The sequence below is a fragment of the Pseudomonas sp. LBUM1671 genome (assembly GCF_059695685.1).
Window position 1 is genome coordinate 563,028 of record NZ_CP166782.1, and the last position, 20,269, is coordinate 583,296.

Below are 20,269 nucleotides of genomic sequence, written 5' to 3' on the forward strand. Positions count from 1 at the left end.
CGCGATGGTAGCTGCCGTAGGGATGTTGTTTTTGGCGGTGACCGTCGACGCTGTGGCCGAGACTAAGGTCAACAGCGTTCGCCTGTGGCGGGCACCGGACAACACACGGTTGGTGTTCGACTTGACCGGGCCGGTGCAACACAGTGTTTTCACCCTGACCTCCCCGGATCGGCTGGTGATCGACATCAATGGCGCCACCCTTGGCGCGCCGCTGAACGTCAACAGCGCCAATACCCCGATCACCGCCATGCGCTCGGCTCAACGCACGCCGACCGACCTGCGGGTGGTCATCGACCTGAAAAAAGCCGTCACGCCAAAAAGTTTTACCCTGGCGCCAAACGCCCAATATGGCAATCGCCTGGTGGTCGACTTGTTCGATAACGCCGCCGATGCCGCGCCGATACCGCCGCCGACCAACGTCGCGACGGTGGCCCCGGTGCCGGTGACTCCGGTCGAACCCGCCGTTAAGCTGCCGCCTGCGCCTGCCGGCAAGCGCGACATCATCGTGGTGATCGACGCCGGCCACGGCGGCGAAGACCCGGGTGCCTCCGGCTCTCGCGGTCAGCGTGAAAAAGACGTGGTGCTGGCCATCGCCCGCGAACTGCAACGCCAGGTCAACGGCATGAAAGGCTTCCGCGCCGAACTGACCCGCACCGGCGACTACTTCATTCCGTTGCGCGGCCGTACCGAAATCGCCCGCAAGAAGGGCGCCGACCTGTTCGTCTCGATCCACGCCGATGCCGCGCCTTCGGCGGCTGCGTTCGGTGCGTCGGTGTTTGCCCTGTCTGATCGCGGCGCTACATCGGAGACGGCGCGTTGGTTGGCCGATAGCGAAAACCGTTCCGATTTGATCGGCGGTGCCGGCAACGTCAGCCTCGACGACAAGGACCGCATGCTCGCGGGCGTGCTCCTCGACTTGTCGATGACTGCGTCCCTCACGTCCAGCCTGAACGTTGGCCAGAAAGTCTTGAGCAACATCGGTCGCGTCACGCCGCTGCACAAACAGCGCGTGGAGCAGGCCGGGTTCATGGTGCTGAAGTCGCCGGACATCCCGTCGATCCTGGTGGAAACCGGGTTCATCTCCAACGCCAACGAAGCCTCCAAACTGGCCGCAGCGAACCACCAGCAAGCGCTGGCGCGTTCGATCAGCAGCGGCGTGCGCCAGTTCTTCCAGCAGAACCCGCCACCGGGCACCTACATTGCCTGGCTGCGTGATTCCGGCAAGATCGCCCAGGGTCCACGTGACCATCGGGTGAATCCGGGCGAGACGCTGGCGATGATTGCCGTGCGTTATCAAGTGTCTCCGGCCACCTTGCGCAGCGCCAATAACCTGAAAAGTGACGAGCTGAAGATCGGTCAGACCCTGACCATTCCCGGCACAGAACTGGCGTCCAAAGAATGAACCAGGTGGTGACCCATACGGCTCGCATCGAGCTGCTCAGCCCGCGACTGGCGAACCAGATTGCTGCCGGTGAGGTGGTTGAGCGTCCGGCTTCGGTGATCAAGGAATTGCTGGAGAACAGCCTCGACTCGGGCGCCAAGCGTATTGATGTCGATGTGGAGCAGGGCGGCGTCAAGCTGCTGCGGGTGCGCGATGACGGCAGCGGCATTTCTGCCGATGACCTGCCGCTGGCCCTGGCGCGACACGCTACCAGCAAGATCCGCAACCTCGAAGACCTTGAACAGGTGATGAGCCTCGGGTTTCGCGGTGAAGCCCTCGCCTCGATCAGCTCCGTGGCGCGTCTGACCCTGACGTCCCGCACCAAGGATGCGGATCAGGCCTGGCAGGTCGAAACCGAAGGCCGGGACATGGCGCCTCGCGTCCAGCCCGCGGCCCATCCGGTCGGCACCTCGGTGGAAGTGCGCGACCTGTTCTTCAACACCCCGGCGCGGCGCAAATTCCTCAAGACCGAAAAAACCGAATTCGATCACCTGCAAGAAGTGATCAAGCGTCTGGCGCTGGCACGTTTCGACGTGGCGTTCCATTTGCGCCACAACGGCAAGACCATCCTCAGCCTGCACGAAGCCCATGACGACGCGGCCCGCGCCCGGCGAGTGGCGGCCATCTGCGGTTCGGGTTTCCTCGAGCAGGCCATGCCGATCGAAATCGAGCGCAATGGCCTGCACTTGTGGGGATGGGTCGGGTTGCCGACGTTTAACCGCAGCCAGGCGGACTTGCAGTATTTCTTTGTGAACGGCCGTGCCGTGCGCGACAAACTGGTGGCCCACGCGGTGCGCCAGGCGTATCGCGACGTGCTGTTCAATGGTCGGCACCCGACGTTCGTGCTGTTTTTCGAAGTCGATCCGGCCGGTGTCGACGTCAACGTGCACCCGACCAAGCACGAAGTGCGCTTCCGTGACGGGCGCATGGTTCACGACTTCCTCTACGGCACCTTGCACCGCGCCTTGGGCGATGTGCGACCGGATGATCATCTGGCTGCGCCGGTAGCGACGGCGATCGTTCGACCGAGCGGTATCGATGCGGGCGAGTTCGGTCCCCAGGGTGAAATGCGCCTGGCGGCTAATGCGTTGCTGGAACAGCCGCAGGCACAACCGTCGTTTAACACTGCTGCGGGCTCGGGCGCCGGCGCCGGTTATCAGTATCAGTACACGCCGCGCCCTCAGTCCGGCGTGCCGGCGGCTGAGGCGCAGGCTGCGTATAAGGAGTTTTTTGCTCCGCTGCCGGAAGCCAACGCAACTGCACTTCCGGCCGGGCAGGACGATATTCCACCGTTGGGTTACGCCTTGGCGCAACTCAAAGGCATCTACATTCTTTCGGAAAACGCCCAAGGGCTGGTGCTGGTGGACATGCACGCCGCCCACGAACGGATCATGTACGAGCGCCTGAAAATCGCCATGGCCAGCGAAGGCCTGAGCGGCCAACCGCTGTTGGTGCCGGAATCGTTGGCGGTGAGCGAGCGCGAAGGCGATTGCGCGGAGGAAAACGTCGCGTGGTTCCAGCGTCTGGGCTTTGAGCTGCAGCGACTCGGCCCGGAAACCCTGGCGATCCGGCAGATCCCGGCCTTGCTCAAGCAGGCCGAAGCCAATCGATTGGTGAGTGATGTGCTGGCGGACCTGATGGAATACGGCACCAGTGACCGCATCCAGGCGCACCTGAACGAATTGCTCGGCACCATGGCCTGCCACGGCGCGATTCGGGCGAACCGGCGTCTGGCGCTGCCGGAAATGAACGGTCTGCTGCGTGACATGGAAAACACCGAGCGCAGCGGTCAATGCAACCATGGCCGACCGACCTGGACCCAACTGGGCCTGGACGATCTGGACAAACTGTTCCTGCGCGGTCGTTGATGAGCCAGCTCCCACCTGCGATTTTCCTGATGGGCCCGACCGCAGCGGGCAAGACTGATCTGGCGATCGAGTTGACCAAGGTCCTGCCGTGCGAGCTGATCAGCGTCGATTCGGCGCTGGTCTATCGCGGCATGGACATCGGCACCGCCAAGCCTTCGAAAGAGATCCTGGCCGAGTTTCCGCACCGGTTGATCGATATTCTCGACCCGGCGGAGAGCTATTCGGCGGCGGATTTTCGTCGTGATGCGCTTGAGGCGATGGCCGAGATCACTTCACGAGGCAAAATTCCGCTGCTTGTAGGCGGCACGATGCTCTACTACAAGGCTTTGGTCGAAGGACTGGCTGAAATGCCGGCGGCTGATACGGAGGTTCGCGCGCAAATCGAAGAAGAGGCTGCACGCCTTGGCTGGCAAGCCCTGCACGAACAATTGGCGCTCGTTGATCCAGTATCGGCGGCGCGAATTCATCCGAACGATCCCCAGCGACTCAGTCGAGCACTGGAAGTTTATCGCGTCAGCGGTCAGAGCATGACCGAGCTGCGACTGAGACAAAGTGCGCAAAGTACTGAAGCAGCCGCTTCGGGACTGCAACAATTGCCCTATACTGTCGCGAACTTGGCCATTGCTCCGGCAAATCGCCAAGTACTGCACGAGCGAATTAAACAAAGATTCACAGTTATGTTGGAACAGGGATTCATTGACGAGGTCGTAGCCCTGCGTAAGCGAAGTGACCTGCACTCAGGGTTGCCGTCGATACGTGCGGTAGGCTACCGACAAGTCTGGGACTACCTGGATGGCAAGCTGACACAAGCCGAGATGCAGGAGCGTGGAATCATTGCCACGCGCCAATTGGCAAAGCGTCAGTTCACCTGGCTGCGCAGTTGGGCTGATTTACACTGGCTGGACAGCCTGGATTGCGACAATCTGCCGCGCGCCTTGAAATACCTGGGGACCATCTCCATATTGAGCTGAGTCCTTGCAATTGCCGTCTATCCTTGGGGGTGTGACGGCCACAAGCCATCTGTTTACCTATTTTTTATATTGAATCCTTAAAGGAGTGCGGCACATGTCAAAAGGGCATTCGCTACAAGACCCTTACTTGAATACTTTACGTAAAGAGAAAGTTGGGGTGTCCATCTACCTGGTCAACGGGATCAAACTGCAAGGCACGATCGAGTCTTTCGACCAGTTCGTTATCCTGCTGAAAAACACCGTCAGCCAGATGGTTTACAAACACGCTATCTCTACAGTGGTGCCGGTTCGTCCAATTCGTCTGCCTAGCGCAACCGAATCCGAAGCAGGTGACGCTGAGCCAGGTAACGCCTGATAGGAGTCTCCTTTGTTCTTTGAGCGCCACGGTGGTGGTGAGCGAGTGATCCTCGTTCACTTGGATGGACAGGACCCTGAGGCGCGCGAAGATCCGCAGGAGTTTCAGGAATTGGCTAATTCGGCCGGCGCCGAGACCGTTGCGTTTTTTAACGTGCCGCGTCATCGGCCAACCGCCAAATTCCTGATCGGTAGCGGCAAGGTCGAGGAACTGCGCGACCTGGTCCATGCCGAAAAGGCCGATCTGGTGATCTTCAATCACATCCTCACGCCCAGTCAGGAACGTAACCTCGAACGTGTTTTCGAGTGTCGCGTGATCGACCGCACCGGTCTGATTCTCGATATTTTCGCCCAGCGCGCCCGTACCCATGAAGGCAAGCTCCAGGTCGAACTGGCCCAGCTTGACCACATGAGCACCCGGCTGGTTCGTGGCTGGACTCACCTTGAGCGTCAAGGTGGCGGTATCGGCATGCGTGGCCCGGGTGAAACCCAGCTGGAAACCGACCGCCGCTTGCTGCGGGTTCGCCTGCGACAGATCAAAGGCCGGCTGGAAAAAGTGCGCAGCCAGCGCGAACAGTCGCGACGTGGCCGTATGCGTGCGGATATCCCTACCGTGTCTTTGGTGGGGTATACCAACGCCGGTAAATCCACGCTCTTCAATAACGTGACGAAATCCGACGTTTACGCGGCTGACCAGCTGTTTGCCACGCTCGACCCGACCTTGCGCCGTCTGGAACTGGACGACCTGGGGCCGATTGTCCTGGCCGACACGGTGGGCTTCATTCGCCACTTGCCCCACAAGCTGGTCGAGGCATTTCGGTCTACCCTCGAAGAGTCGAGCAACTCCGATCTGTTGTTGCATGTGATTGATGCGGCCGAACCAGATCGGATGTTGCAGATCGAGCAGGTGATGGTGGTGCTGGGCGAGATTGGTGCCCAGGACTTGCCGATCCTCGAGGTCTATAACAAACTCGATTTGCTTGAAGGCGTTGAGCCACAAATCCAGCGCGACGAAAACGGCAAGCCTCAACGGGTCTGGCTGTCGGCTCGTGATGGCAGTGGTCTGGAATTGCTTGAGCAAGCCATTGCCGAGTTGCTGGGCAGTGAGTTGTTTATCGGTACCTTGCGCTTGCCTCAGCGTTTTGCGCGACTGCGTGCACAGTTTTTCGAGCTGGGCGCGGTTCAGAAAGAAGAACACGACGAAGAAGGTGTCAGCTTGCTGGCCGTTAGATTGCCGCGCTCAGAGCTCAATCGACTGGTCAGCCGTGAAGGCGTTGTGCCGACGGAGTTTATCGAGCAACACACTTTGCAATAAAAGCCTGAGAAAGCGGTTGTGCCGCGGTGACAGGCATTCTGTAGCATTGGTCGGCGCGCCGTGGGTGCGTCTTTGCTTTATCAGATGGAGAGCGCTATGGCTTGGAATGAGCCGGGTGGCAACTCGAATAATCAGGATCCTTGGGGTGGCAAGCGCCGCAATAACGGCGACCGCAAGGGACCACCGGATCTCGACGAGGCCTTCCGAAAGCTGCAGGAAAGCCTGAATGGGTTGTTCGGTGGTGGTAAGAAACGTGGTGATGACGGTGGTGGATCGGGCAAGAGTGGCGGCTTCGGCGGCCTGCTCGGCATCGGCCTGGTCGTGTTGGCGGCCGTGTGGCTGTACAGCGCGGTCTATGTAGTCGACGAGCAGGAGCAAGCTGTGGTGCTGCGCTTCGGCAAGTACTACGAAACCGTCGGCCCGGGCCTGAACATCTATTTCCCGCCGATCGATCGAAAGTACCTGGAAAACGTCACGCGTGAGCGTGCGTACACCAAGCAGGGTCAAATGCTCACTGAGGACGAGAACATCGTCGAAGTGCCGCTGACCGTGCAGTACAAGATCAGCAACCTGCAGGACTTCGTGCTGAGCGTCGATCAGCCGGAAATCAGCCTGCAACACGCGACTGAAAGTGCCTTGCGCCATGTGGTGGGTTCCACCGCGATGGACCAGGTGCTGACCGAAGGTCGTGAATTGATGGCCAGCGAAATCAAGGAGCGTCTGCAACGCTTCATGGATACGTATCGCACCGGCATCACCGTCACCCAGGTCAACGTACAGAACGCAGCTGCGCCGCGCGAAGTTCAGGAAGCCTTCGATGACGTGATTCGTGCCCGTGAAGACGAGCAGCGTTCGCGCAACCAGGCTGAAACCTACGCCAACGGTGTCGTGCCGGAAGCCCGTGGCCAGGCCCAGCGTATCCTTGAAGATGCCAATGGTTACCGCGACGAAACGGTATCGCGCGCCAAGGGTGAGGCCGATCGTTTCACCAAGCTGGTGAGCGAGTATCGCAAGGCACCTGAAGTCACCCGCGAGCGTCTGTATCTGGACACGATGCAGGAAGTCTTCAGCAATACCAGCAAGGTGCTCGTGACCGGCAACAAGAATGGCCAGAGCAATCTGCTGTACTTGCCGCTGGACAAGATGGTCGAAAGTGGTCGCAGCACCAGCGCTCCGGTGACCGGTGCGGCAGCCACCAGCAATGAAGCGAATGCGCGTGCGGCAGCTGATCTGCAGCAACAGCCATCTCGTACCAGGGAGAGTCGCTGATGAGCAATAAATCGCTGATCGCCCTTATTGTCGGCGTCGTCGTGGCCATCGCTGCCTGGAACTGCTTCTACATCGTGGCTCAGACCGAGCGTGCGGTGTTGCTGCAGTTCGGTCGCGTGGTTCAGGCCGATGTTCAGCCGGGCCTGCATGTGAAAGTGCCTTACGTTAACCAGGTGCGCAAGTTCGACGCCCGCCTGATGACACTGGATGCGCCAACACAGCGCTTCCTGACGCTGGAAAAGAAGGCCGTCATGGTCGATGCCTACGCCAAGTGGCGCGTGAAAGATGCCGAGCGCTTCTACACCGCAACTTCCGGTCTGAAGCAGATTGCCGATGAGCGTCTTTCCCGTCGTCTGGAATCGGGTCTACGTGACCAATTCGGTAAGCGCACGCTGCACGAGGTGGTTTCTGGTGAACGTGACGCGTTGATGTCCGATATCACTGCTTCGTTAAACTCGATGGCGGAAAAAGAGCTGGGCATCGAAGTTGTCGATGTCCGGGTCAAGGCCATCGATCTGCCGAAGGAAGTGAACCGCAGTGTGTTCGAGCGTATGAGCTCCGAGCGTGAGCGTGAAGCTCGCGAGCACCGCGCCAAGGGTAACGAGCTGGCGGAAGGCATCCGTGCCGACGCCGATCGTCAACGCCGCGTGCTGCTGGCTGAAGCCTATCGTGAATCTGAAGAGGTTCGCGGTGACGGTGATGCCCAGGCTGCTGCGATCTACTCCAAGGCCTACGGCCAGGACCAGGAGTTCTACGGTTTCTACCGTAGCCTGCGCGCCTACCGTGAAAGCTTCGCGAACAAATCCGACGTCATGGTCCTGGACCCAAGCAGCGACTTCTTCCGTTACCTGGAAAAAGCCAAGCCTTGATACGGCGTTGACCTGAATCATCCCCCGCCTGGCGGCTAAAGCCTCGGGCGGGGTGATCCTTTGGGAAAACGTGTGTATGATGCGGCAGCCGGGAAATTCCCGGCTTTTTTGCGTCTGCACGTTTGATTGCTGTTTTTAAGCGGGCGCCCGAGTTGAATGACTCGACAGGTTTTTCGAGGAAGGTGGTTGGCGAAGCCGGTTTCAGGCTTTTCGCCACGTTGTTTATGCGCGTGGTTTGCACATGAGCCGATCATTTTCTGCTTCACTCAAGGCTTGCCCGACGGCTGGCCGCCCGGATCATAGGGGAATGGCGTAATGGCAACGGTAGACCGCTGGCTGCTGCCAGATGGCATCGAAGAAGTACTGCCACCAGAGGCGGCGCGCATTGAAGTCGCGCGTCGTCAGGTGTTGGATCTGTTCCAGAGCTGGGGTTACGAGTTTGTCGTGACTCCCCATATCGAGTACCTGGAATCCCTGCTGACCGGCGCGGGCTCGGACCTCGATCTGCGTACCTTCAAGGTCATCGACCCGCAATCGGGCCGGCAGATGGGTTTCCGTGCTGACATCACGCCGCAAGTGGCGCGCATTGACGCGCACACCCTGCGTCGCGAAGGCCCGAGCCGCCTGTGCTATGCCGGCAGCGTGCTGCATGCCCAGCCGCGCGCCCTGTCGTCCTCACGCAGCCCGATCCAGCTGGGCGCCGAGTTGTACGGCGATGCCAGTCCGAGCAGCGACGTGGAAGTCATCAGCCTGATGCTGGCCATGCTGCAACTGGCCGATGTGCCGGATGTGCACATGGACCTCGGTCATGTCGGCATCTACCGCGGCCTGGCCCGTGCGGCCGGTTTGTCCGGTGAAGTTGAACAACAGTTGTTCGATGCGTTGCAACGCAAGGCAATCGACGAGGTCATTACCTTGACCGAAGGCTTGCCTGCCGATCTGTCGGGCATGCTGCGCGCGTTGGTCGATTTGTGTGGCGGTCGTGAAGTATTGACCGCTGCCCGCGAGCGTCTGGCGAATGCGCCGGCGCCGGTTCTGGCGGCGCTGGACGATTTGCTGGCGATTGCCGAGCGTCTGTCCACGCGTTTCCCGGAATTACCGCTTTACTTCGACCTGGGCGAGTTGCGCGGCTACCACTACCACACCGGTGTAGTGTTCGCGGTGTTCGTGCCGGGTGTTGGCCAGTCCATTGCCCAGGGCGGTCGTTACGACGACATCGGCGCCGACTTCGGTCGCGCTCGTCCGGCAACCGGCTTCTCCACCGATTTGAAAACCCTGGTGACCCTGGGGCGTGCTGAGATCGAGCTACCGTCTGGCGGTATCTGGATGCCTGACAGTACGGATGCGGCACTCTGGCAGCAGGTTTGCCAGTTGCGCAGTGAGGGTCAGCGTGTTGTTCAGGCGTTGCCTGGACAACCTTTGGCCGCCGCCCGTGAAGCGGACTGCGACCGGCAATTGATCCAGCAGAACGGGCTTTGGCAAGTATCGCCACTGGCTTCTTGAGTTTTCCTGCCGGCCGCGGCCGGCACCAAGTTTGCGCGAATGAGGACAAGTGTTATGGGTAAGAATGTCGTAGTCCTGGGCACCCAATGGGGTGATGAGGGCAAAGGCAAGATCGTTGATCTGCTGACCGAACATGCTGCCGCCGTAGTGCGCTACCAGGGTGGCCACAACGCTGGTCACACCCTGGTGATCGATGGCGAAAAAACCGTTTTGCACCTGATCCCGTCGGGCGTGCTGCGCGAAGGCGTGCAGTGCCTGATCGGCAACGGCGTGGTGGTTGCACCCGACGCTCTGCTGCGGGAAATCATCAAGCTGGAAGAGAAAGGCGTACCGGTGCGCGAGCGCCTGCGTATCAGCCCGTCCTGCCCGCTGATCCTGTCCTACCACGTAGCGCTGGACCAGGCCCGTGAAAAGGCCCGTGGCGAGCTGAAGATCGGTACCACCGGTCGCGGCATCGGCCCGGCGTACGAAGACAAGGTTGCACGTCGTGGCCTGCGCATCGGTGACCTGTTCCACCGTGAGCGTTTCGCCGCCAAGCTGGGCGAGTTGCTGGACTACCACAACTTCGTCCTGGTCAATTACTACAAAGAACCTGCGATCGACTTCCAGAAGACTCTCGACGAGTGCATGGAATACGCCGAGCTGCTCAAGCCGATGATGCTCGACGTCACCGCCGAGCTGCACGAGCTGCGTCGCGCTGGCAAAGACATCATGTTCGAAGGCGCCCAGGGCTCCCTGCTGGACATCGACCACGGTACCTACCCGTACGTCACCAGCTCCAACACCACCGCGGGCGGCATCGCCACTGGTTCGGGTTTCGGTCCGATGTACCTGGATTACATCCTGGGTATCACCAAGGCTTACACCACTCGCGTTGGTTCGGGACCGTTCCCGACTGAGCTGTTCGACGACGTTGGTGCATTCCTGGCCAAGCGTGGCCACGAGTTCGGCGCTACCACTGGCCGTGCCCGTCGTTGCGGCTGGTTCGATGCCGTCATCCTGCGTCGCGCTATCGACGTCAACAGCATCTCGGGCCTGTGCCTGACCAAGCTGGACGTGCTGGACGGTCTGGAAACCATCAACATCTGCGTTGGCTACAAGAACCAGGATGGTGCAGTGATTGACGCACCGACTGACGCCGACAGCTACATCGGCCTGGAGCCGGTGTACGAAGAGATGCCAGGCTGGACCGAATCCACCGTCGGCGCCAAGACGCTGGAAGAGCTGCCGCAAGCTGCTCGCAACTACATCAAGCGCGTTGAAGAGTTGGTCGGTGCGCCGATTGACATTATTTCGACGGGCCCGGATCGCAACGAAACCATCGTTTTGCGTCATCCGTTCGCTTAATAAGTCGTTGATGTAAAAAGCAAAGGGTCCTTGATTGGACCCTTTGTCGTTTCTGTCTGCCGGACGGCATGACCTTTGCTGTGATGTTGAATAAAAGCATCGCTTCCAGTGCGCCATCAATTTAATGGCGCCAAAGCAGAGGGATTCCAAGTGTCGGCCGTTCTCTCATTGTTACAAAGCCGTTTGTTGCGGCCTGTGTTCGTTACCCTTGGTATCGCCCTTTTGGTGCAGGTGCTGGTGGCTGTTGCCCTGACTCGGAGCACGGTGACTGCGCTTGAAGCCGATTTGGCTGCTCGCCTGGGTGCCGACAGTCAAAAGCTGTCTGGCGAACTTGAGCAGGCAGGGCGTGAAGTCACGTCGAGCCTGGACAATCTGTCCACCAGTACCCGCCAGCGACTCACCGCTGGCCTGTCTACCCGATTGAAAGACGAGCAGGTGCAACTGCGTGCGACGTTGGAAAAGGATCTCAAGGATTCGGCCAACGACATGGCGCAACTGCTGGCCTCGGTCGCCCCGCGTGCCATGTGGGACAGCGATGTTCCAACCCTGTCCGAATTCGCCCGCCGGGCCCAGCGCAATCCCAACGTGCTGTTCGTGGTGTATGACGACGCGACGGGTCAACACTTGACGCGCTACCTCAACCGCGAGAACCCGATTAACAAGGCGCTTCTCGAGAAAGGCCAGGGCGAGCGTGCGCTGGACAAAGTGCTGGACGCGGCGAAGAACGATCCGTCGGTCTACTACCTCGAAGCCTCGATCAACCCCAACGGCGTGGAAATCGGCAAGGTCTTGATGGGCGTCTCGACGGCGTCGGTGGAAACCGATCTGGCGGCTCTGGATAAACGTTTTGCAGCGCTGATCGCCAGCGGTGATCAGCTGGTCGGCGACAGCCTCAAGGGCGCGGCTGCCGACAGTGCCACCGCGATGCGCGCGCGTCTGACGTCCGCGCAGGCCACGGCCTCTGAAATGAAAGCCAACACCACCGGCACCGTGCAGGAAGCGGCGTCGACGTTGCGCTGGCGTATCGGGATGTTCCTGGCGCTGGTCGGTTGCGGTGTGCTGCTGTTGCTCGCTGTTGTGCTGGGCCGTCGAGTGGTCAATCGCTTGAAGATGCTCATCGCTGCAATGGATGATCTGGCGGCAGGCGAGGGCGATTTGACCAAGCGTGTGCAGATCAACAGCAAGGACGAAATCGGCGACATGGCCGCGGCGGTCAACCGCTTTGTGGATAAGTTGCAACCGATCGTGCGTGAGGCGGGCGATGTGGCCCAGCGCACTGGCGTGGAAATCGGCGCCATGACCCTGCGCAACGCCGGAGCCGATGCGGCGGCGGGCATGCAGCGCGATGAAGTGGCCGAGAGCCTGCGCGCGTTGTCGCAGATGGCGGATGAAGCGCAGTCAGAAAGTCACGCCATGCAGGCGGCCTTGCAGCAGGTGGTGGACATTCGTTCGGCCACCGATGAGAACACCCGGACCTCTGCGAAAGTCGGCAGCCTGATCGAGGCGTTGGCCGGGCAGGTCGATACCGGGTCGAAAGTCATCGAGCGGCTGGCGCAGCAGAGTGAACAGATTGAAGTGGTGCTGACGGTGATCCACGGGATCGCCGAACAAACCAACCTGCTGGCACTGAACGCCGCCATCGAAGCGGCACGTGCCGGCGAAACCGGTCGCGGCTTTGCCGTGGTGGCGGACGAAGTCCGGGCGTTGGCGAGCAAGACCCAGAGTTCGACCGGCGACATCCAGGCGCACATCGTGGCCTTGCAGCAAGGCGCGCGTGAGGCGGTGGCAGCGATCGGTCAGGCCGGGCGCCAGGCCAATGAAGGGTTGCTGGTGTTGCGCGACAGCGCGCGGTTGCAGCAGTCGGTGCAGGCGTCGGTCGAGCAGGTGCATGCGGCGATTGGGCTGGCGACGCAGGCAGCGGCGCATCAGGCGCAAGGCGCGCAAGCGGTGCGCGGTCGGGTTGAGACCATTCATGCGCAGGCCGAGAAAGCGGCTCAGGCGGTGGTAGAGACCACGGCCAGCGGCAAGGTGCTGGATGGGTTGGCAGCGCAGTTGAAGGCGAGCCTGGGGCAGTTCAGGGCTTAGGATTTGTATTGTTCTGGCTGGCCTCTTCGCGAGCAAGCTCGCTCCCACAGTGATTGTTGGTGGACACAAAATGTGTGAACACCTTGGAACTAATGTGGGAGCGGGCTTGCTCGCGCAGGCGATCTCAACGGCTCAAATACATACGGGTCGTTAGCAGATAAACCGGCAACCCCGACACCAGAATCAACAACGCTGCATAGGGCGCCGCCGCCGCAAACTCCACGTTCGCGGTATGCGCCCAAACCTCCGTCGCCAACGTATTGAGTCCGGTCGGGCTCAACAACAGCGTCGCCGTCAGTTCCTTCATCGCATCCAGAAACACCAGCGCGAACGCTGCACCCAGCGCCGGGAAGATGATCGGCAGCGTCACTCGACAAAACGCACTGAACGACGACGCCCCGAGCGTGCGTGCAGCCTCTTCCAGTTGCGGTGCCGCCTTGTTCAGTGCCGTGCGAATCGGCGCTTGGGCCAATGGCAAAAACAGCAACGCATAAGCGATCAACAGCAACGCCGAAGTCTGGTAAAGCGCAGGCACGTAGTGCAGGGCGAAATACACCAGCGTCAGCGCAATCACCAGGCCTGGCAGCGCGTGCAGCAGATACGGCAAGCGCTCGGCCCAGATCGCCAGTCGGCCTTTATGGCGCACCACCAGCAAACCCACCGGCACCGCCAAAACCAGGCATAGCGCAGCGCCGCCCAGGGACAACGCCAAGGAAGACAGCAGTGCTTCGCTGATCGCCGCCATCGGAAATGCCGCCGAAGAACCTACTGCCAGCCAGTACGCCAACATCCCCAGCGGAATGCCGCTGCCGATGAGCGCCAGTGCCAGACAGTAAACCTGTCCGGCGACCGTCCAAGGCCCCAGTCGAACCTGCTCCGCACGCCGCGCGGCACCCTGGCCGGTGCGCACATGCCGACCTTTGCCGCGTACTCGCAGCTCAAGCCACAACAACACCAGGCACAGCGCCAGAAGCACCGCCGACAGCATCGCCGCATTGGCGTTGCTGAATTCCAGTTCGAATTGCTGATAGATCGCGGTGGTGAAGGTTTGCAAGCCGATGATCGACAGGGCACCGAATTCAACCAGCATGTGCAGGGCGATCAGCAGCGAGCCGGCCAACAATGAAGGCCAGAGCAGCGGCAGGGTGACTCTGAAAAATACACCCCAGCGATTCTGCCCAAGGGTCCGTGCGGACTCCTCTAGGGATGGATCAAGATTGCGCAGGGTTGCCGCGACCGGCAGGAATATCAGTGGATACTTGGACAGGGTCATCACCAGGATCGCCCCACCCAAGCCTTCGAAATGCGCGCTCAGGGACACCCAGGTAAAACTGCTGACGAATGCGGGCACGGCGAACGGCAAACACAGAATTACGCCCCACAAACGCCGGCCCGGCAGATTGCTGCGTTCCAGCAACCAGGCCAGGGATAGGCCGATCACGCCGCACGCAACGGTCACGCCGATCATCAGCGCCAACGTATTGCGCAGCAGCCCGAACACATAAGGCCGCCAAAGCAGATGCAGCGCCTCGGCCCAGCCGGCTTGCCAGGTCTTGAGCGCGACATACGCCAGCGGCAAAAGGCTGAGCACCACCAGCAGCAACACCGGCAGGAGCAGCCAGATAGACGGGCGCTTGCGCCGTGGTACGTAACCCCCGCGCGAGGCGGGGGCGGATAACGATGCGCTCATCAGTTCAAGCCAACGTCACGTTCCAGGTCCAGGGCTTCTTCGGCATTGCCGAGGTCGGCCGGGGTGACTTTCGGCGCTTGCAGTTCGCTGAACGGCTTGAGGCCGCGATCCGATTCCATGCCTTTGTGCAGTGGGTATTCAGCGGTGGTCTGAGTGATCACGCGCTGGCCTTCTTCGCTGGCCATGTAAGCGAGGAATTGCTGGGCTTCTTTTGGATGTTTGCTGGATTTCAGCACGGCGGCGCTGGAAACAGTGATCAGCCCGCCGACGTCGCCGCCGGTGAAGTAATGCAGTTTCGAATCGAGCTGGCCTTTTTCCCGCTGCAAGGCGAACCAGTAGTAGTTGTTCACCAAGACAGTGGCGACTTCGCCATTTTCCACTGCTTTCAGCGCAACCATGTTGTTGCTGTAAGTCTTGCCGAATGCGCGCAGGCCAGTCAGCCATTCTTCAGCCGCGTCCATGCCATGCACTTTGATGATTGCCACGGCCTGTTCCTGGAACGCGCCGCTGGTAGGCACAAAGCCGACCTTTCCTTGCCATTTCGGGTCGGAGAATTCCATCACCGATTTCGGCAGATCTTTTTCATCGATCAGTTTCGGGTTGAACGCGACCACGCGAACCCGGGCGGTGATGCCGATCCAGGTGCCATTGCCGGCAACGTAGTCTTTCGGCAGGACGGCGAGGGTGGCGGCGTCGGTCTGGGCCAGCAGGCCTTGTTCGCCGAGTTTGTTGAGAGGTGGCGATTCTTCGGTGTAGATTACATCGGCAGGGGAGCGATCGCCTTCTTCGACGACCTGGCTGGCGAGCTGGTTACTGCTGCCTTTGCGCACGTTGACGTGAATGCCTGTCTTGGCTTCGAAGGCTTTGGCGATGGCGTCGCCGACTTCCTTGTGTTGGCCGTTGTAGAGGGTCAGGGAAACTGGATCAGCAGCCTGGGTGAGGGGAGTGGCGAGTGCCAGGCCGAGCAGGGTAAAGGTCAGGCCTCGGCGCAGGGTATTTCGAAACATCATTCGCAGGGTTCCTCACTGTCGCATTGCAAAAACTTGAAACAATGATAAACGATATTGTTTCTCAAGTGCGCCTTGCGGGGCGCTGAGGGTTTTGCTAGAGGGGGTGCGAACTCTGTGGCGAGGGAGCTTGCTCCCGTTCGGCTGCAAAGCAGTCGCAGGTCTGACAAGGTGTTGCCGGGAAGAGTGAAGAGGGCTGCTTCGCACCCCAGCGGGAGCAAGCTCCCTCGCCACAGGAGAAGTAATGGCTTGAGGTCTTGAAAGCCAGAAACGCAAAAACCCGCTTTCGCGGGTTTTTGTGAAATTCAAGATCGTGACCTTGAATTTGAATTGGTGCCCAGAAGAAGACTCGAACTTCCACGACCTTGCGGTCACCAGCACCTGAAGCTGGCGTGTCTACCAATTTCACCATCTGGGCATAATCTTCAGCGTCTCCGCTGTTGATGTGGCGCACTATACGGAGCGAGTTTTGATCTGTAAACCCCTGATTTAGATTTAATAAATCAGATGCTCGGAATGCAAAAAACCCGCTTTCGCGGGTTTTTGTGTGAGCCTTGAAATTGATCTAATCTCAAGCTCGAAATTGGTGCCCAGAAGAAGACTCGAACTTCCACGACCTTGCGGTCACCAGCACCTGAAGCTGGCGTGTCTACCAATTTCACCATCTGGGCAGTATCGGCAACGCTAGTGCGTCGTCGATGGCGCGCACTATACGGAGCGTCTTTTTAACTGTAAACCCCTGGCATCAAAAAAACCTGGAAAATTTTACCAGCGGCATTTAAATCAGCTTTGCGCTGTCGATATAAGGCTTTAGATAGGCTGTCATAGCCTGAAATTTCCCGTTTCATTACGCCTATGCCAAACTAACCCGCATATAGACAAGGTGAAAACTCTCTAATGGCCGATTGGCAGTCCCTCGATCCCGAGGCCGCTCGTGAAGCGGAAAAATATGAAAACCCTATTCCTAGCCGCGAACTGATCCTTCAGCATCTTGCTGATCGGGGTTCGCCTGCTAACCGCGAGCAGTTGGTGGAAGAGTTTGGTCTGACCACAGAAGACCAGATCGAAGCCCTGCGTCGCCGCCTGCGCGCCATGGAGCGCGATGCCCAGCTTATTTACACGCGTCGCGGCACGTATGCGCCGGTGGACAAGCTCGACCTGATCCTCGGCCGCATCAGTGGTCACCGTGACGGCTTCGGCTTCCTGGTCCCGGACGACGGCAGCGACGACCTGTTCATGAGCCCGGCGCAAATGCGTCTGGTGTTCGATGGTGATCGTGCCCTGGCGCGTGTTTCCGGCCTCGACCGTCGCGGTCGCCGCGAAGGCATGATCGTCGAAGTGGTGTCCCGTGCCCACGAGACCATCGTCGGTCGCTACTTCGAAGAGGGTGGTATCGGCTTCGTGGTAGCAGACAATCCGAAGATCCAGCAAGAAGTGCTGGTCACCCCGGGTCGCAACGCCAACGCGCAGATCGGTCAATTCGTCGAAGTGAAGATCACTCACTGGCCGACGCCACGCTTCCAGCCGCAAGGCGACGTGGTCGAAGTCGTGGGTAACTACATGGCGCCGGGCATGGAAATCGATGTCGCCCTCCGCGCGTACGATATCCCGCACGTCTGGCCTGAAGCGGTCTTGAAAGAAGCCGCCAAGCTCAAGCCTGAAGTCGAAGAGAAAGACAAAGAGAAGCGCATTGACCTGCGTCATCTGCCGTTCGTGACCATCGACGGCGAAGACGCGCGCGATTTCGATGACGCCGTTTACTGTGAAGCCAAGCCCGGCAAGCTGCGCCTGTTCTCCGGCGGCTGGAAGTTGTACGTGGCGATCGCTGACGTTTCCAGTTACGTGAAGATTGGTTCGGCCCTGGACAACGAATCCCAGGTTCGCGGCAACTCGGTGTACTTCCCCGAGCGCGTCGTGCCGATGCTGCCTGAGCAACTGTCCAACGGCCTGTGCTCGCTGAACCCGCACGTCGATCGCCTGGCCATGGTTTGCGAGATGACCATCTCCAAATCCGGCGAGATGACCGACTACTGCTTTTACGAAGCGGTGATTCATTCCCACGCCCGCCTGACCTACAACAAAGTCAGCGCGATGCTGGAAACGCCGAAACTCACCGAGGCGCGTCAGCTTCGCGGCGAGTACAACGATGTTCTGCCGCACCTGAAGCAGCTTTACGCACTGTACAAAGTGCTGCTCGGCGCTCGTCACGTGCGTGGCGCGATCGATTTCGAAACGCAGGAAACCCGGATCATCTTCGGTACCGAGCGCAAGATTGCCGAAATCCGTCCGACTGTTCGTAACGATGCGCACAAGCTGATCGAGGAATGCATGCTGGCGGCCAACGTGGCCACCGCCGAATTCCTGAAAAAGCACGAAATCCCTGCGCTGTATCGCGTCCACAACGGCCCGCCACCGGAGCGTCTGGAAAAACTGCGCGCCTTCCTCGGCGAGCTCGGCCTGTCCCTGCACAAAGGCAAGGACGGCCCGTCGCCGAAGGATTACCAGGCGTTGCTGGCCAGCATCAAGGACCGTCCGGATTTCCACCTGATCCAGACCGTCATGCTGCGTTCGTTGAGCCAGGCTGTGTACAGCGCCGATAACCAAGGCCACTTCGGCCTGAATTACGAAGCCTATACCCACTTCACCTCGCCGATCCGCCGTTACCCGGACTTGCTCACGCACCGGGCGATCCGCAGCGTGATCCATTCGAAACAGGACACCCCGCACGTTCGCCGTGCTGGCGCGATGACCATTCCGAAAGCGCGCATCTATCCGTACGACGAAGCGGCGCTGGAGCAACTCGGCGAGCAATGCTCGATGAGCGAGCGCCGTGCCGACGAAGCGACCCGCGACGTCGTGAACTGGCTCAAGTGCGAGTTCATGAAAGACCGCGTGGGCGAATCGTTCCCGGGTGTGATCACCGCCGTGACCGGTTTTGGCCTGTTCGTCGAATTGACCGACATCTACGTCGAAGGCTTGGTGCACGTCACCGCGCTGCCGGGCGATTACTACCACTTCGATCCTGTGCACCACCGCCTCGCCGGTGAGCGCACCGGGCGCAGCTTCCGCCTTGGCGACACCGTCGAAGTGCGCGTCATGCGCGTGGACCTCGACGAACGCAAGATCGACTTCGAGATGGCTGAAAAAACCATCAGCGCGCCGATCGGTCGCAAGAAGCGCGGGACTGAAAAAACTGAACCAGCCGCCAAGACGACGGCTGCTAAAACCTCGGCTAAAACCGCTGTAGAGCCCGCTCCGGCGAAAACCGGTCGTCGTCCTGCCAAGGAAAAGGCTGTCGAGGCCTATCGCCCAAGCGATGCGGCGGCGAAAAATGCCGAGCTGCGTAAGAGCCGTGAATTGAAGCAGGCGTTGCTGTCTGAAGCGAAAAGCGGCGGTAAAGCGGCGTCTGGGGGAAAGACCGGACGGTCGGCGCCTGACAAGGCCCCCGGCAGCAAGCCAAGCAAACACCGTAAAGGCCCGCCAAAAGCGGGTTCGGCCCCAGCCAAAAGCGGCGGGGCGCGTAAACCTAAGGCCAAGCCATGAGTCAGTTGGAAAAGATCTACGGCGTGCATGCTGTAGAAGCGTTGCTGCGTCACCACCCGAAACGCGTCAAGCAGATCTGGCTGGCTGAAGGCCGCAGTGATCCGCGGGTTCAGACGCTCATCGAACTGGCTGCGGAAAATCGCGTAGCCGTCGGCAACGCCGAGCGCCGTGAGCTGGATGCCTGGGTTGAGGGCGTACATCAGGGCGTAGTGGCGGACGTGAGTCCGAGCCAGGTCTGGGGCGAGGCGATGCTCGACGAGCTGCTCGATCGCACCGAAGGTGCACCGCTGTTGCTGGTGCTCGACGGCGTGACCGATCCGCACAACCTCGGTGCTTGCCTGCGTTCTGCCGATGCGGCGGGCGCGCTGGCAGTGATCGTTCCGAAGGACAAGTCAGCCACCTTGACCCCGACGGTACGGAAGGTTGCTTGTGGCGCGGCGGAAGTGATTCCGTTGGTTGCCGTGACCAACCTGGCGCGCACTCTGGAAAAACTCAAGCAGCGCGGCCTGTGGGTCGTCGGTACGGCGGGTGAGGCTGAGCAGAGTTTGTATCAGCATGACATGACCGGCCCGACCATCCTGATCATGGGGGCGGAAGGCAGTGGCATGCGTCGCCTCACCCGTGATCTGTGTGACTACCTGGTGCACTTGCCGATGGCCGGTAGCGTCAGCAGTCTCAACGTGTCCGTGGCGACTGGCGTTTGCCTGTTCGAAGCCTTGCGCCAGCGCGGCGTAAAAGCCGCCGGAACCGCGAAGAAGTCCTGATCTGCACGCGATTCAAATGTGGGAGCGGGCTTGCCCGCGAAGAGGGAGTGTCAGTGAACATCAATGTTGACTGATGCACCGCTTTCGCGAGCAATCCCGCTCCCACAGTGGTTTGTGGTGTGGTGAAATCAGGTGTTTGAACGAACTGTTCAAATATTCACCAATTGCCTTGCACCTCTCCTGTCCCTTCTCTACAATTGCGCCCCTTGCTGTGACGGCAGGCACGCATGTGTCTATCGCAAG

General features: G+C 60.1%; 14 protein-coding genes and 2 tRNA genes. 12 read left to right on the forward strand and 4 right to left on the reverse strand.

The annotated features are described in order from the left end of the window. Window positions 1-22: 22 nt before the first annotated feature. The 10 genes from ACA060_RS02530 (at window position 23) to ACA060_RS02575 (ending at window position 13,022) form a co-directional block, all read left to right on the forward strand. Entirely contained in the window at window positions 23-1,402 is a 1,380-nt protein-coding gene (locus ACA060_RS02530) for an N-acetylmuramoyl-L-alanine amidase (RefSeq protein WP_371922072.1), read from the forward strand. Continuing rightward, complete coding sequence (gene mutL, locus ACA060_RS02535; RefSeq protein WP_497315227.1) at window positions 1,399-3,309, forward strand: DNA mismatch repair endonuclease MutL; 1,911 nt, start codon at window positions 1,399-1,401, stop codon at window positions 3,307-3,309. The genes ACA060_RS02530 and mutL overlap by 4 nt, the downstream gene beginning before the upstream one ends. Beyond that, window positions 3,309-4,280: a tRNA (adenosine(37)-N6)-dimethylallyltransferase MiaA gene (gene miaA, locus ACA060_RS02540; protein WP_497315229.1), complete on the forward strand. Its 972-nt coding sequence runs from the start codon at window positions 3,309-3,311 to the stop codon at window positions 4,278-4,280. The genes mutL and miaA overlap by 1 nt, the downstream gene beginning before the upstream one ends. A 94-nt stretch (window positions 4,281-4,374) precedes the next feature. Beyond that, window positions 4,375-4,635 carry an RNA chaperone Hfq gene (gene hfq, locus ACA060_RS02545; protein ID WP_007902656.1) on the forward strand — a complete coding sequence of 87 codons (261 nt, stop codon included), beginning with the start codon at window positions 4,375-4,377 and terminating at the stop codon, window positions 4,633-4,635. Window positions 4,636-4,647: 12 nt separating this feature from the next. Then, window positions 4,648-5,949: a ribosome rescue GTPase HflX gene (gene hflX / locus ACA060_RS02550; protein WP_033055543.1), complete on the forward strand. Its 1,302-nt coding sequence runs from the start codon at window positions 4,648-4,650 to the stop codon at window positions 5,947-5,949. 96 nt (window positions 5,950-6,045) lie between these two features. Continuing rightward, window positions 6,046-7,218, forward strand: coding sequence for an FtsH protease activity modulator HflK (hflK, locus tag ACA060_RS02555; protein ID WP_109627702.1), 1,173 nt, complete (start codon window positions 6,046-6,048; stop codon window positions 7,216-7,218). Further along, the gene (hflC, locus tag ACA060_RS02560; RefSeq protein WP_109627703.1) at window positions 7,218-8,087 is read left to right on the forward strand and encodes a protease modulator HflC; all 870 of its coding nucleotides are present in this window, start codon (window positions 7,218-7,220) and stop codon (window positions 8,085-8,087) included. Before hflK ends, hflC begins: the two co-directional genes overlap by 1 nt. 315 nt (window positions 8,088-8,402) lie before the next feature. Continuing rightward, window positions 8,403-9,590, forward strand: coding sequence for an ATP phosphoribosyltransferase regulatory subunit (locus ACA060_RS02565; protein WP_497315232.1), 1,188 nt, complete (start codon window positions 8,403-8,405; stop codon window positions 9,588-9,590). Window positions 9,591-9,644: 54 nt separating this feature from the next. Next, window positions 9,645-10,937 (forward strand): adenylosuccinate synthase, encoded by a 1,293-nt coding sequence (locus ACA060_RS02570; RefSeq protein WP_010464193.1) that lies wholly within the window; start codon window positions 9,645-9,647, stop codon window positions 10,935-10,937. Between the two features lie 150 nt (window positions 10,938-11,087). Next, a complete protein-coding gene (locus tag ACA060_RS02575; RefSeq protein WP_497315234.1) occupies window positions 11,088-13,022 on the forward strand; it encodes a methyl-accepting chemotaxis protein in 1,935 nt (644 codons plus the stop codon). Between the two features lie 124 nt (window positions 13,023-13,146). On the opposite strand, the gene ACA060_RS02580 is transcribed toward ACA060_RS02575, so the two are convergent. The 4 genes from ACA060_RS02580 to ACA060_RS02595 all read right to left on the reverse strand — a co-directional run bounded on the left by ACA060_RS02580 (window position 13,147) and on the right by ACA060_RS02595 (window position 16,390). Next, window positions 13,147-14,712: an ABC transporter permease gene (locus ACA060_RS02580; protein ID WP_497315236.1), complete on the reverse strand. Its 1,566-nt coding sequence runs from the start codon at window positions 14,710-14,712 to the stop codon at window positions 13,147-13,149. Continuing rightward, window positions 14,712-15,722 (reverse strand): extracellular solute-binding protein, encoded by a 1,011-nt coding sequence (locus tag ACA060_RS02585; protein WP_497315238.1) that lies wholly within the window; start codon window positions 15,720-15,722, stop codon window positions 14,712-14,714. The genes ACA060_RS02580 and ACA060_RS02585 overlap by 1 nt, the downstream gene beginning before the upstream one ends. A gap of 328 nt (window positions 15,723-16,050) precedes the next feature. Then, window positions 16,051-16,137, reverse strand: a tRNA-Leu gene (locus tag ACA060_RS02590). A gap of 166 nt (window positions 16,138-16,303) precedes the next feature. Further along, window positions 16,304-16,390 (reverse strand) — tRNA-Leu (locus ACA060_RS02595). A 226-nt stretch (window positions 16,391-16,616) separates the two neighbouring features. Here ACA060_RS02595 and rnr point away from each other — a divergent pair. Continuing rightward, on the forward strand, window positions 16,617-19,262 hold the full coding sequence (gene rnr / locus ACA060_RS02600) for a ribonuclease R (RefSeq protein ID WP_109627708.1): 2,646 nt from the start codon (window positions 16,617-16,619) through the stop codon (window positions 19,260-19,262). Then, window positions 19,259-20,026, forward strand: coding sequence for a 23S rRNA (guanosine(2251)-2'-O)-methyltransferase RlmB (gene rlmB / locus ACA060_RS02605; protein WP_497315240.1), 768 nt, complete (start codon window positions 19,259-19,261; stop codon window positions 20,024-20,026). Before rnr ends, rlmB begins: the two co-directional genes overlap by 4 nt. Window positions 20,027-20,269 lie beyond the last annotated feature (243 nt).

Coding starts and splice junctions, on each gene's coding strand:
- ACA060_RS02585 (WP_497315238.1), bottom strand. CDS start 15,722: ATGATGTTTCGAAATACCCTGCGCCGAGGCCTGACCTTTACCCTGCTC.
- hflK (WP_109627702.1), top strand. CDS start 6,046: ATGGCTTGGAATGAGCCGGGTGGCAACTCGAATAATCAGGATCCTTGG.
- ACA060_RS02570 (WP_010464193.1), top strand. CDS start 9,645: ATGGGTAAGAATGTCGTAGTCCTGGGCACCCAATGGGGTGATGAGGGC.
- hflC (WP_109627703.1), top strand. CDS start 7,218: ATGAGCAATAAATCGCTGATCGCCCTTATTGTCGGCGTCGTCGTGGCC.
- ACA060_RS02530 (WP_371922072.1), top strand. CDS start 23: ATGTTGTTTTTGGCGGTGACCGTCGACGCTGTGGCCGAGACTAAGGTC.
- ACA060_RS02565 (WP_497315232.1), top strand. CDS start 8,403: ATGGCAACGGTAGACCGCTGGCTGCTGCCAGATGGCATCGAAGAAGTA.
- rlmB (WP_497315240.1), top strand. CDS start 19,259: ATGAGTCAGTTGGAAAAGATCTACGGCGTGCATGCTGTAGAAGCGTTG.
- mutL (WP_497315227.1), top strand. CDS start 1,399: ATGAACCAGGTGGTGACCCATACGGCTCGCATCGAGCTGCTCAGCCCG.
- miaA (WP_497315229.1), top strand. CDS start 3,309: ATGAGCCAGCTCCCACCTGCGATTTTCCTGATGGGCCCGACCGCAGCG.
- hfq (WP_007902656.1), top strand. CDS start 4,375: ATGTCAAAAGGGCATTCGCTACAAGACCCTTACTTGAATACTTTACGT.
- rnr (WP_109627708.1), top strand. CDS start 16,617: ATGGCCGATTGGCAGTCCCTCGATCCCGAGGCCGCTCGTGAAGCGGAA.
- ACA060_RS02580 (WP_497315236.1), bottom strand. CDS start 14,712: ATGAGCGCATCGTTATCCGCCCCCGCCTCGCGCGGGGGTTACGTACCA.